Genomic DNA, 11,976 nt, shown 5'->3' with positions numbered 1-11,976 from the left:
AATGTGATAGTATATAGGAAAAACATATCCTAATGTAAATAACCTTAATTAAAGAAAGGAAACTGCTAAAGAGTAGTTTCCTTTTAAGTTGTTATAGTATCGTATATCTATCAAAACTTTGAGATGAAAACTCTCTCCTTTCTAAAAGGTCTAAAAAGGCTTCAATCCTGGTATTAAAGCCCTCTTCACCTGTGAGTTCATCTACAACTAAAGTCATTATTGGGAAATTTTCGTTCTTGGATATACTAGTTAATATGGATTTTGAAACGATTTCTGGCATACAACCCATGGGAAGTACTTGAATAGCACCATGGAATCCTTGTTTTTTTGCTAGTATAGCCTCGCCTATGCATTCTCGTGCAAAACCTCCTATGGAATAAGAAAGATATGGACTAGATAGTTTCTTTATATCTAATGAGTTCAATTTAATTGGTGATAAAATCATATTATTAAGCCACCAACTAGGATAAAGATATCTTTTGGTGGAAGCGCCGTATTTCATTAGTTTATCTTCTATATAGAGGTTAGAAAAGGGCTCTAATATAGTGTATATTTCTCCTATTATAGCTATTTTTAAAGGAGTTTTTGATTTATCTATTTTTATTTTATAAATTAAATCATTATATTTATAAAGAGTAGATAACATTTCATGAATAGTATTGCTTTTTAAAACATTTACTTTACACTTATTTAAAAGAGAGCTACATTCCCCCTTAATTACTTCGTAGCCAGATAATAATCTTAATTTTTGCTCTATATTATCTATAAGCGTTATAATCTTATAAGCATTTTTTAATGCGATAAACTTTTGTTTTATACTCTTAGGGCTTTTGGAAGTGATTTTAGTAAATCTGCGTATAAATTCTCGAAAGCCTATTTCTAAAGAGGTTTTATTACTTATAGGAGGAAGTATATAATCTAAATCTAGTTCGTCTAAAATTGATTTAATTGCAATAGATGAATTACCTAAGTGAGGAAAAGTTATCATCATATCTATCCGCACCTCCTTTGGAGCATATCGACAAAAGCTTCAAGTCTTGTATTTAATCCTGCTTCGCCTGTATGTTCATCAATTTTTAAAACTAAAAGAGGAAAATCCTTTAGTTTGCTTTTAATGAGTTCTATTGTTACGGAATCTATTCCACAAGCAAAAGAAGAGATATATATAATGCCTCTTATTCTATCGTTATTTACTATATATGTTGAAAATCCATAGGAATTTTTAGTAAAGGTCCAAAAGGGTTTTTTATATAAGGATTTTATTTGATTACTTATAGTAACTTCATCTATAAACTCCTCTGTAATTACGCCTACGCCAAGGTTATTCAGTTTATCTACCAAGTTCATATTTGTAAAGTTGTCATATATATTATAAGGATGTCCTACTAAAGCTATCTTTATTTTATAGTCTCTATTATGTATACCAGAGATAAAATTTTTTTGAGCTTCTATAGCACATCTGTAAGCTTTTAGAATCTTGAAATAATTCTTAGTAAATAATAATCCGGTTTTTATAACCCATGGACTCAAAGACTTAGATGAATAAGCATAAATAGGATAAGAAATAGCTCTTTTAATTCCTCCCACATTATTAATTACCATTTCGGGTAATCCACAAAACTTAGGGCATATATATTCATTTTTATTCAATTGCATTATTCTGGGAATAAGAATTATATCACATTTATTTTTTAAATATAGCACATGACCATGAAATACTTTTATAGGCAAACATGCTTCGTCTACAGAAGTTTTTGTACCTAAATTAAGTATTTCTTTATTTGTCTCGGGTGAGAGTACAATTTCAGCTCCTAACTCATTAAAAAAAGTAGTAACAAAGGGATGATATCTATAGAATAATAAACTTCTAGGTATACCAACTTTCATAAAAATTCTCCTTATAATTATAATTTAATCTATTTCACATTCTAGCCACCCTTAAAAATATTATTCAAAAAATAAAAAGAGTTGGTGAATTAGCAAGAGACTATTTTCAACAACTCCTTTATTTTAGTATTCAATTCTTTATATATATCCTCACATTGATCATTAATACGATAAATTAGATATATAGTATCTTTGATCTTTGAATCTTTAGAGTGAACAACTATAGATGTGGATAAAAGGCTCGCGGATGTAGCTAAGGCCGCAGAGGTTGCGCTTAACTGATATAAAGTAGTTAGCAAAGGGTTTATGTCATTATTAAAATATATTCTTCCCCTTGGATTTAACTCTAGTTTTATTAATTCTTCTCTAAGGATATTAATATTTTGAAGTTTTAAAGTTAGTTGGGCTATATAATCATCGAGATTATCTATAGTTGTTTCATCATCTATCATAAAATACCTCTAAATTAGTATTGCTAATTTATTATATGATAGGTAATCAAAATTATAATTAATTTTAAGAGCTTTTTTAGTTCTAAATATAACCTCATAATAAAGATAATATGAATTTATTATAGACTGAGGCATGGTTGATTGTTGACTAGCATTATCATAGATTACATCGACGTTGGGAATTATTTCCTGAGAAATACTTTGATCAAAGTCTCTAGGGGCGAAGACACCAACTGGTATATTTCCCATCTTTGTACAGAAAAATCAGTGAACAAAGTCATTATATTCTGTGACTTTTAGTATTTGTTGATGTATACTAATATTGAAAATTTCAAAGAGGAGAGATTAAGTTGAGAATAGGAATAGGATATGATGTACATAAATTAGTAGAAGAAAGAAAACTTATAATAGGAGGGGTGGAAATCCCCCATGAGAAGGGTCTTTTGGGACACTCGGATGCAGATGTATTGTTACATGCTATAATGGACAGCATATTGGGAGCAGCTGCCTTAGGAGATATAGGGAAATATTTCCCAGATAAAGATAGTTCATTTAAAGATATAAATAGTGTTAAGCTTTTAAAGGAAGTTAAAAAAATAGTGGAAAGAGAGGGATATAGTATAGTAAATATTGATTCCACTATAATAGCTCAAAACCCTAAGATGGCTCCACATATTGAAAAAATGAGGGAAATTATAAGTAGTACTTTAGATATAGAGTTAGATATGATTAATGTAAAAGCTACTACAGAGGAGGGATTAGGTTTTACGGGAATAGGGGAAGGGATTTCAGCCCAGAGTATTTGTCTATTAAATAAAATTTAAAATTAGAAAGCTTTGAGTGTCACTCAAAGCTCTTTGTTATTATAGTAAACTTTATTATATAAAATAAACTTGTCCTTTATAAAAAGAAAAACTAAGTTGATTAAAGGAACTAGATATAAATAAAAAGCATAGAGTGCTGCTTTATAATCAACACCTAAAATAGATGTAGATAAAAATAATGCAGTATTCCAAGGTATAAGAGGAGCTATAAGAACAGAAGTGTTCTCTAAATCCGTAGCCAGGTCATATTTATTTATATTTCTAAAATTGTATCCATCCTTTACAAACATATCAGTAAGAACTATTGCCAGTACTTGGTTACAACCAAAAGCTGAAGTTAATATGCTAGTGAGTATAGTCCCTAAAAATAACTCACTTCTACTTTTAGCTTTATAAATTAAACTAGTAAAGTTTTTTAACATATCCGTTTCATTAAAAATTCCTGCCATGGCTGAGGAGATTAATATAACTAAACATAATCTTAGAATAGAAGTTATTCCCCCACCATGAAATATATTACTAAGCTGTCCATGGTTTATTTTATTAAATCCAAATATTATATATTTAAGAGATTCTATAAAAGAGTTTTTCTGCATAAATACAGAAATTAAAAAAGAAGATAGGATACTAATCATCATAGTGATTCGCATATTTATTCTTGAAAGAGATAAAAAAATAATTAAAGCTGCAGGAATAAGAACTATGTAGTTTAATGTAAAGAAGCTTTCTATTTCCATAAGGATGTTTATTGATGTAATTTTAAGAGGGTGATTATAAGAAATAATAGTATAAATTAATACAGTTACAGAGAAAGGAATTAAGGATGTCTTAAACATATTCTTTGTATTTGTATGAATATCTGTTTCGGTTAATTGTACTATTAAGTGTGCGCCTGATGAAACTGGTGAGCATCTATCGCCAAAATAAATTCCAGAAATAATAGCACCAGCAGCAATTAGAGGATTAATTCCTCCGCTTCTAGCTATAGCCATAAGAGCAATACCTGCTGTTCCGGTAGTACCAGAAGATGTGCCTATAAGAAACGAAACAATGCAGCAGATTAAAAAGCATGAAAGAATAAATAAATTTGGACTTATAAAATTTATGCTGTAATAAACTATAGCAGGTACTGTAGCAGAAGCCATCCATATACCTATTATAGATCCTATTAATAAAAAAGTAATTACAACAGAAGAAGTCTTTTTAACCCCGTTAATACACATGGTATAAATATTTTTTAATGTAAATCCCTTTTTTAAAGAAAGTACTACAAATATGAGCAAGCAGCATATAAGAGGATACAGTATGTAAATCTTTTTATATACACTAACTATTAAAAATATAAAACAAAGAATAAAGGATAAAATAATATCCATCAATAATCCTCCCTGTAAAAAATTCTTTTAGAATTCCTATAAATTATAACACTTGTTGGATAATTTTACAAATTGGAACGATGTAAAATTATTTCTGTAAAAATATTTTTTTATTATTGAAAAAAATTATTATCAGATGTATAATTAAAATTGAGAATAGTAAAAGTATTAAAAATTATCTAATAATTTATCTATTCTAGAATAGATAAAAATAAAATTTAAAAATGGAGGGTTTAATATGGACATCAGATACGTACCAGAACCATTTAGAATTAAGATGGTTGAAACAATTAAAATGCTTAGCCGTGAAGAAAGAGAAATGAAAATTGCCGAGGCAAAATATAATATGTTTAGTCTTAAAGGCGAAGATGTATATATTGATTTATTAACGGATAGTGGAACAAACGCAATGAGTCAAGAGCAATGGGCTGGCGTAATGAGAGGTGACGAAGCCTATGCAGGAGGAACAAGTTACTTTAAATTAGTTGAAGCAGCTCAAGATATATTTGGATATGAATATATTCAACCTGTACATCAAGGTCGTGCAGCAGAAAAAGTTCTCTTCGGATTATTAATGGGTGAAGGACAATATTCCATTTCTAATATGCACTTTGATACAACAAGAGCCCATGTTGAACTTTCAGGTGCGAGAGCAATTGATTGTGTTGTTGCTGAAGCGGCAGATCCAACAGTAAGAGCGCCATTTAAGGGAAATATGGATATTGTAAAGCTTGAAGAATTAATAAATAAATATGGACCAGATAAAGTTAAACTTGTTATTATGACTATAACAAATAACTCAGCAGGAGGACAGCCTGTATCTGTTCAAAACATAAGAGAGACTTCTGAAATTTGTAAGAAATATAATATTAAATTTTGTATAGATGCAGCACGTTATGCAGAAAATGCTTATTTTATAAAACAGCGTGAACCTGGATATGAAAATAAGTCTATAAAGGAAATTATTAAAGAAGTATTTAGCTATGCAGATATGTTTACAATGAGTGCTAAGAAAGATAGCATTGTAAACATGGGTGGATTAATTGGAATTAAAAATGACGGAAAATTATTTCAATTGTGTAAGGGTCGTACAATTTCATTTGAAGGATTCACTACTTATGGGGGACTTTCAGGTCGTGACCTTGAGAGTTTGGCAATTGGCTTATATGAAGGAATTGATGAAAATTATTTAAGATATAGAATAGGACAGATGGAATATCTTGCAGGACGTCTTGATAAAGCAGGTATAGCTTATCAGTCACCAGTAGGTGGACATGGAGTCTTTGTAGATGCAAAAGCTATGTTCCCACATATTCCATACAATGAGTTTCCAGGACAAGCCTTGGCAATAGAACTTTATAAAGAAGCAGGAATTCGTACATGTGATATTGGATCATATATGCTAGGTAATGACCCTGATACTGGAGAACAACTTCATGCAGACTTTGAGTTTACAAGACTTGCAATTCCACGTCGTGTATATACTCAAGCACATATTGATATTATGGCAGATGCCCTTATTGCAATTAAGGAAAGAGCTAATACTGTTAAAGGCTATAGAATTACATGGGAGCCACCGATTCTTCGTCACTTCCAAGCTAGCCTTGAACCAGTAAAATAGGAAAAAATTTACCCGTAGAATACTAAGCTTATATTTTACGGGTAATATTTTAATTATATAACTAACTAGTAATAAGGAGGTGGATTAATTTACTGAAATAGGGCATAATAAACAACCGATACTCATATCTTATAAAAGCTTGCTTGATATGACTTAAATAAACTGGCAAAGAGATGGGTCAATATTCTATGGAATATCATGACTACATAATATAAGGGGTGAAATTATGGGGAATAGTAAACAAGAAACCGTTTACGCAAAATTGGACAATGAGATTAATCGTGATACCTTTGATTCAAAAGTTGGATTTATTTTAGCATGTATTGGTTCGGCAGTAGGTATGGGTAATATTTGGTTGTTTCCTTATCGTGTAGGACAATTTGGGGGGGCTGCATTTTTAATACCATATTTTATAATGGTAATAGTTATTGGATTTACAGGGGTTATTGGGGAGATGGCTTTCGGTCGTGCCATGGGAACAGGCCCACTTGGAGCTTTCAAAAAAGCATTAGAAAGAAGAGGAAAGAAGCATGGAGACCTTATCGGACTTATTCCAGTTGCAGGTTCTTTTGGAATTGCTATAGGTTATGCGGTAGTTGTGGGTTGGATACTTAAATTCACAGTAGGATCTATTACTGGTTCCGTGATAAAAGCTCCAGATAGCGGGGCATATTTTGGCGCCATTGCAGGAAAGATGGGAAGTCTTAATTGGCATATGCTAGGACTAGCTTTAACCTTTGCTGTTATGATAGCTGGTGTTTCAAATGGAATAGAAAAACTTAATAAGGTTATGATGCCTGCTTTCTATATATTATTTTTAATTCTTGCAGTTCGTGTAGCAACGCTACCAGGAGCTATGGAAGGATATAAGTATTTGTTTATTCCTAAATGGGAGTTTCTTGGAGATCCCAAGACTTGGGTTTACGCTCTAGGACAAGCATTCTTCTCTCTTTCATTAGCAGGTTCTGGAACTGTAGTATATGGAAGCTATTTAAAGAAATCTGAAAATATAGTGGAAAGCGCAAAGTATGTAGCTTTTTTTGATACCTGTGCAGCGATGCTTGCAGCACTTGTAGTTATACCATCAGTATTTGCTTTTAAAATGGATCCAGCAGCAGGCCCACCACTTATGTTTATTACAATGCCAAGTGTATTTAAACAAATGCCAGCGGGTCAATTGTTTGCAATTATCTTTTTTATAGCTGTTTTATTTGCAGGAGTTACATCTTTAGTTAATTTATTTGAAACTCCAATAGAGGCATTGCAAGATAGATTTAAGTTTTCGAGAAAAACTTCAGTTGCAATCGTTGCATTAATTGGAGCAGCTGCAGGGATAATACTTGAAGACGGAGGTAAGCTTGGTACTTGGATGGATATAGTATCCATTTATGTTATTCCTTTAGGAGCACTTCTTGCTGGAATTATGTTCTTCTGGGTTTGTGGATCAAAATTTGCAAAAGAACAGGCACAATTAGGCTGTGATAAGGAAATAGGCTCTTGGTTTGAGCCAATGGCAAAGTATGTATTCTGCGGACTTACAATCATAGTTTATATCTTTGGTATATTCTATGGAGGTATTGGTTAAAGTTAAAGCAAAGATTATATGGGGATATAGTTTTTAAAGGTAATATAAAAATCACTAAGGCTTTAACACAATTTGATAAAGCTTTAGTGATTTTCCCATTTAAATTACCTAACTTTTAAGCGATTAATTGAATAAATAATATATAAAAGTTTTAAATTGTGGTAGGAATTTAATTAAATATATAGAATAATAATAGTTAGTAGTAACTTTGTTATAAAAGTAGTAATATATAAAATAAATAACAAATACGGAGAGAATAATTATGATAGGAAATAGTTTAGAATTGTTTATGCCCTTGGTAGATTTTATAGGGGAAATATTTGGAGCAGATTGCGAAGTAGTTTTGTATGATTTAACTAATGCTGATAATTCCATAGTAGCTATAAGGAATAATAGTATTAGCGGAAGAAAAATAGGAGACCCTATAACAGATTTTGGGTTAGAAATATTAAAAGAAAATAAGTACAATGATAAGCAGTATGTAACAAAGTATTCAGGAAGAACCAAAGATGGGAAAATATTAAAAGCCTCCACTTTCTTTATAAGAAATACAGAAAATAAGATAATAGGAATGTTTTGTATAAATATAAATGTAACTAAAATGCTAGGAGTAAAGGAAATAATAGATAATTTTATATCAGACATTTGTTCACCGGAGGATAAGTCTAGGGAAACTTACCCAAAAGCTGAAATATCGGAGAATTTTACAAGAACCATAGAGGAATTGGTTATGGCGATAATAGAAAATACTGTGTCTGAGGCAGATATACCTCCTGAAAGAATGTCACCAGAGGAGAAGATGGATATAGTTCATAAGCTAAATGAAAAGGGAGTATTTTTACTCAAAGGAGCTGTAACGGAGGTAGCAAGACAATTAAAGGCATCAGAAAATACTATTTATAGATATTTAAATAAAAAGGATTAATTAAGGGAGGAATACAAAATGAAAAAAGTTATTTCAACAGAATTAGCACCAAAGGCTATAGGACCATATTCACAAGGTATAGTTTTTGGAGAATTAGTGTTTTTATCAGGACAAATACCAGTGGATCCAGCTACAGGGGAAATAGTAACAGGAGAAGATCCAATTGTTGCTCAAACTCATCAGTCCATGACTAATATAAAAAATATATTAGCTTCACAGGATTTAAACTTTGATAATGTAATAAAAAGTACAGTATTTATTACAGATATGAATGATTTCCCAAAAGTAAATGAAGTGTATGCATCATACTTTGGAAAAACTTACCCAGCACGTTCTTGTGTACAGGTAGCTAAACTTCCAAAGGGAGCTTTAGTTGAAATTGAAGTAATTGCACATAAGTAATATCATAGGATCCATATGAAATAAAGGATGCCCTTTTGAAAGGGCATCCTTTATTTCATAACTGAGGCTTCTTCTGTTTTAGAAGAACCTTCAATGAGTTTAAATATAATATCTAGTTCATCCTTAGTTAAATATCTCCACTTTCCTATAGATAGATTATCAAGGGTAATGTTCATAATTCTAATGCGCATTAACTTCTTAACAGTAAAACCTAAGGCTTCGCACATTCTTCTTATTTGTCTATTTAATCCTTGAGTTAATATTATCCTAAACACATATTTACCTTCCTTATATATTTTACAAGGTTTAGTTACAGTATCAAGAATTTCTACACCATAAGACATTTTATTGAGAAAATCTTTTGTTATCGGTTTATCAACAGTTACTATATATTCTTTTTCATGATTATTTCCAGCTCTTAAAATTTTATTTACTATGTCTCCATCATTTGTTAAGAAAATTAATCCTTCAGAATCTTTATCTAATCGTCCTATATGAAATATTCTTTCAGGATAATTTATGAAGTTAACTATATTATTTTTTTCTTTTTTATCTGTAGTACAAACTATACCTACAGGTTTATTAAGAGCTATATATACAGCTTTAGGCTTTTTGCTAATAACTTTTCCATTTAGCTTAACCTCGTCTTCAGGAAAAACCTTTGACCCAGTAATAGCTAGTGCGCCATTTATAGTTACCTTACCCATGTCAATCAATTTATCTGCTTCTCTTCTAGAGCAAATCCCTTTTTCGCTAATAAACTTGTTAATTCTTATACCTTCATTCATTAGTTGCAAAACCTCACTTTGAATAATAATCCTTAGATATTATAAAATAAAATTCCGAGCCTAATCCAGGTTTACTGTTTGCTCCATAACGGAAATTATGAAGTTTTAAAATTTCACTACAAATAGGTAGACCTAAACCCATTCCGCCGCTTTGTGAGTGTTTGTAATATCTATTCCATATTTCATCTATCATCTTATCTTCAATACCAATACCGTTATCTTTTACCGTTATAATTATATCATCATTATTACATTTTACATAGAGCTCTATCTTTGAAGAATTTGGGCTAAACTTTATAGCATTATCAATAAAATTATTTATCACCCTTTCGAGGGCTGCCTTATCTCCATACACTAAAATATCTTTTGAAATATTAAAATTGAAATCTATAACTTCATTTTTAAACTTATTTACGGAGGAGTTTAAAAAGTTATAAAGATTGAAGTTCTCCAACTTTAAATTAAATTTATTTTCCTGAAGCTTTGAAAGCTCTAAAATATCCATAACTAAATTATTAAGCTTATCTACCTCTTCTATTATATCCTTAGAATATTCCTTTACCTCATCTAAAGGAACTAACCCATCTTTAATAGCTTCACTATAATTTCTAATTATACTTAATGGAGTTTTAAAGTCATGGGATACATTAGCTATGAAGTCCCTTTGGAGTGAATATTTTTCCTCTAGTCTTTTTGTCATGTTTTTTAAACTAAGGGATAATTCTTCTATTTCATCTCCAGTTTCTATAGTCATGTCAGCTTTAAAGTTACCTTTAGAGATATCGTAAGAAGCCTTTTGAAGCTTCAAAATAGGACGAGTAAAGTTTTTGCCAAATATAAGTATAAAAGGTATAAAAACTGCTAAGCCCATTAAAAATACAGTAGATAGTACTATGTTAATTACTCTTAAATAATCAGAAGTAAGCTTTGTATTTTCAAAAATTACAATGATTCCTATATCTGTATCTAGCCTAGAATAAAGATATTTTTCTCCCATAGGATGATTAAAGGTACCTTTGTCTTTTATAGAGTTTATATCATTATTATGAAGAAAACTCATTAGAGCCATTCGACTTCTGCCTATAGAATATGCAGAGTCTTTTGTGATTAATATTCCATTAGCATCAATATTTCTGTAAGGAGTTCCATCTTTTATTGAGTCATAAACATTTTCACATTTAATTTTTAGCTGAGTAAATTGATTTTCCATATAAAATTTCGAAAGAAAGAACGAACTTATAAATGAGGAAAGTACTATTATTACTATCATTATAATCAAGAAATTTTTAATTAGTTTTTTGGTTATTTTACCCATAAGTTAATCCTCCAAAATTTTTATATTTCTAATTTGTAGCCAACTCCCCAAACGGTTTTTATGTTGTCATTACAAAAATTAATTTTTTCTCTTAAGTTCTTAATGTGGGTATCCACTGTTCGAGTATCACCAGCAAAATCATACCCCCACACCTTATCTAATAGTTGAGTTCTTTTAAATACTTGAGAAGGGTTTTTACATAGAAATAATAATAAATCAAACTCCTTTGGAGTTAAAGCGATAGAGATATTATTTTCTATAACTTCTCTTTTTTCTTCGTCTATGTTTAGATTTTTAAAGCTTAAGGTATTGGCTTTATTAACAGAGGTATTTATTCTTAAATTTACTCTAAGAACCAATTCTCTCATGCTTAAGGGTTTTACCATATAATCATCAGCCCCAAGCTCTAGACCAAAAACTCGGTCCTCTTCCTCCCCCCTAGCTGTAGTAAGTATTACAGGAGTGTTATAGGTGGATTTTATCTTTTTAAGTAGTGACCAGCCATCCTTTTTAGGCATCATAACATCTAATATAATAAGATCAAAGACTTCGCTTTCTATGAAATCTTCTCCCTCATCTCCATCCATGGCTCTAAAAACTTCATATCCTTCATTTTTTAAATATAGTGTCATTATTTCTGATAACTTTTTCTCATCTTCTATGATTAATATTTTCTTTTTCATTTTTTTAACCTCACATATATAATATACTAATTATAGCATATTCGTTTATTTCCCATAGAAAAAATACCAAATCTTATATATAATAAGTATATATAGTAATTTTAGAATCAGGGGGTAT

The 11,976-nt window shown here is 30.5% G+C and carries 13 protein-coding genes; 5 read left to right on the top strand and 8 right to left on the bottom strand.

Translation table 11 applies throughout. The features are described 5' to 3' along the window. Positions 1-91: 91 nt before the first annotated feature. From ABDZ69_RS14190 to ABDZ69_RS14175, 4 genes are all read right to left on the bottom strand, one after another. Positions 92-991 (bottom strand): 2-hydroxyglutaryl-CoA dehydratase, encoded by a 900-nt coding sequence (locus ABDZ69_RS14190; RefSeq protein WP_343770631.1) that lies wholly within the window; start codon positions 989-991, stop codon positions 92-94. Between the two features lie 2 nt (positions 992-993). Continuing rightward, the gene (locus tag ABDZ69_RS14185) at positions 994-1,887 is read right to left on the bottom strand and encodes an acyl-CoA dehydratase activase-related protein (protein WP_343770629.1); all 894 of its coding nucleotides are present in this window, start codon (positions 1,885-1,887) and stop codon (positions 994-996) included. An 89-nt stretch (positions 1,888-1,976) separates the two neighbouring features. Beyond that, the gene (locus ABDZ69_RS14180) at positions 1,977-2,339 is read right to left on the bottom strand and encodes a hypothetical protein (RefSeq protein WP_343770628.1); all 363 of its coding nucleotides are present in this window, start codon (positions 2,337-2,339) and stop codon (positions 1,977-1,979) included. 9 nt (positions 2,340-2,348) lie between these two features. Then, on the bottom strand, positions 2,349-2,588 hold the full coding sequence (locus ABDZ69_RS14175) for a hypothetical protein (RefSeq protein WP_343770626.1): 240 nt from the start codon (positions 2,586-2,588) through the stop codon (positions 2,349-2,351). Positions 2,589-2,689: 101 nt separating this feature from the next. Here ABDZ69_RS14175 and ispF point away from each other — a divergent pair, with 101 nt between their 5' ends. Next, the gene (gene ispF, locus ABDZ69_RS14170) at positions 2,690-3,163 is read left to right on the top strand and encodes a 2-C-methyl-D-erythritol 2,4-cyclodiphosphate synthase (RefSeq protein WP_343770624.1); all 474 of its coding nucleotides are present in this window, start codon (positions 2,690-2,692) and stop codon (positions 3,161-3,163) included. Positions 3,164-3,186: 23 nt separating this feature from the next. Here ispF and ABDZ69_RS14165 read toward each other — a convergent pair whose 3' ends face one another. Beyond that, positions 3,187-4,539, bottom strand: coding sequence for a Na+/H+ antiporter NhaC family protein (locus tag ABDZ69_RS14165; RefSeq protein ID WP_343770622.1), 1,353 nt, complete (start codon positions 4,537-4,539; stop codon positions 3,187-3,189). Between the two features lie 238 nt (positions 4,540-4,777). Here ABDZ69_RS14165 and ABDZ69_RS14160 point away from each other — a divergent pair, with 238 nt between their 5' ends. The 4 genes from ABDZ69_RS14160 to ABDZ69_RS14145 all read left to right on the top strand — a co-directional run bounded on the left by ABDZ69_RS14160 (position 4,778) and on the right by ABDZ69_RS14145 (position 9,072). Beyond that, the gene (locus ABDZ69_RS14160) at positions 4,778-6,160 is read left to right on the top strand and encodes a tryptophanase (protein ID WP_343770620.1); all 1,383 of its coding nucleotides are present in this window, start codon (positions 4,778-4,780) and stop codon (positions 6,158-6,160) included. Positions 6,161-6,386: 226 nt separating this feature from the next. Further along, positions 6,387-7,745, top strand: a complete 1,359-nt coding sequence (locus ABDZ69_RS14155) for a sodium-dependent transporter (RefSeq protein WP_343770619.1) — start codon at positions 6,387-6,389, stop codon at positions 7,743-7,745. A 262-nt stretch (positions 7,746-8,007) separates the two neighbouring features. Beyond that, positions 8,008-8,670 (top strand): helix-turn-helix transcriptional regulator, encoded by a 663-nt coding sequence (locus ABDZ69_RS14150; RefSeq protein ID WP_343770618.1) that lies wholly within the window; start codon positions 8,008-8,010, stop codon positions 8,668-8,670. A gap of 18 nt (positions 8,671-8,688) precedes the next feature. Continuing rightward, on the top strand, positions 8,689-9,072 hold the full coding sequence (locus ABDZ69_RS14145; protein ID WP_343770617.1) for a RidA family protein: 384 nt from the start codon (positions 8,689-8,691) through the stop codon (positions 9,070-9,072). A 50-nt stretch (positions 9,073-9,122) separates the two neighbouring features. Here the strand turns inward: ABDZ69_RS14145 and rluF are convergent, their stop codons facing one another. From rluF to ABDZ69_RS14130, 3 genes are read right to left on the bottom strand one after another with little or no spacing between them, the layout of a single operon-like run. After that, positions 9,123-9,860 (bottom strand): 23S rRNA pseudouridine(2604) synthase RluF, encoded by a 738-nt coding sequence (rluF, locus tag ABDZ69_RS14140; RefSeq protein ID WP_343770615.1) that lies wholly within the window; start codon positions 9,858-9,860, stop codon positions 9,123-9,125. Positions 9,861-9,873: 13 nt separating this feature from the next. Beyond that, positions 9,874-11,175 carry a sensor histidine kinase gene (locus tag ABDZ69_RS14135; RefSeq protein WP_343770613.1) on the bottom strand — a complete coding sequence of 434 codons (1,302 nt, stop codon included), beginning with the start codon at positions 11,173-11,175 and terminating at the stop codon, positions 9,874-9,876. A gap of 20 nt (positions 11,176-11,195) precedes the next feature. Then, positions 11,196-11,858, bottom strand: coding sequence for a response regulator transcription factor (locus tag ABDZ69_RS14130; RefSeq protein WP_343770612.1), 663 nt, complete (start codon positions 11,856-11,858; stop codon positions 11,196-11,198). Positions 11,859-11,976: the final 118 nt, after the last annotated feature.

The sequence above is a fragment of the Clostridium malenominatum genome (assembly GCF_039521365.1).
Classification (GTDB): domain Bacteria; phylum Bacillota; class Clostridia; order Clostridiales; family Clostridiaceae; genus Clostridium_AW; species Clostridium_AW malenominatum.
Note: the sequence above shows the minus strand (reverse complement) of the source record. Positions and strands in the feature narration are given on the sequence as shown.

What these genes read in the sequence shown, in the direction of transcription:
- ABDZ69_RS14130 (WP_343770612.1), bottom strand. Translation starts at nt 11,858, where the DNA reads ATGAAAAAGAAAATATTAATCATAGAAGATGAGAAAAAGTTATCAGAA.
- ABDZ69_RS14165 (WP_343770622.1), bottom strand. Translation starts at nt 4,539, where the DNA reads ATGGATATTATTTTATCCTTTATTCTTTGTTTTATATTTTTAATAGTT.
- ABDZ69_RS14155 (WP_343770619.1), top strand. Translation starts at nt 6,387, where the DNA reads ATGGGGAATAGTAAACAAGAAACCGTTTACGCAAAATTGGACAATGAG.
- rluF (WP_343770615.1), bottom strand. Translation starts at nt 9,860, where the DNA reads ATGAATGAAGGTATAAGAATTAACAAGTTTATTAGCGAAAAAGGGATT.
- ABDZ69_RS14180 (WP_343770628.1), bottom strand. Translation starts at nt 2,339, where the DNA reads ATGATAGATGATGAAACAACTATAGATAATCTCGATGATTATATAGCC.
- ABDZ69_RS14175 (WP_343770626.1), bottom strand. Translation starts at nt 2,588, where the DNA reads ATGGGAAATATACCAGTTGGTGTCTTCGCCCCTAGAGACTTTGATCAA.
- ABDZ69_RS14190 (WP_343770631.1), bottom strand. Translation starts at nt 991, where the DNA reads ATGATGATAACTTTTCCTCACTTAGGTAATTCATCTATTGCAATTAAA.
- ABDZ69_RS14185 (WP_343770629.1), bottom strand. Translation starts at nt 1,887, where the DNA reads ATGAAAGTTGGTATACCTAGAAGTTTATTATTCTATAGATATCATCCC.
- ABDZ69_RS14160 (WP_343770620.1), top strand. Translation starts at nt 4,778, where the DNA reads ATGGACATCAGATACGTACCAGAACCATTTAGAATTAAGATGGTTGAA.
- ABDZ69_RS14150 (WP_343770618.1), top strand. Translation starts at nt 8,008, where the DNA reads ATGATAGGAAATAGTTTAGAATTGTTTATGCCCTTGGTAGATTTTATA.
- ABDZ69_RS14135 (WP_343770613.1), bottom strand. Translation starts at nt 11,175, where the DNA reads ATGGGTAAAATAACCAAAAAACTAATTAAAAATTTCTTGATTATAATG.
- ABDZ69_RS14145 (WP_343770617.1), top strand. Translation starts at nt 8,689, where the DNA reads ATGAAAAAAGTTATTTCAACAGAATTAGCACCAAAGGCTATAGGACCA.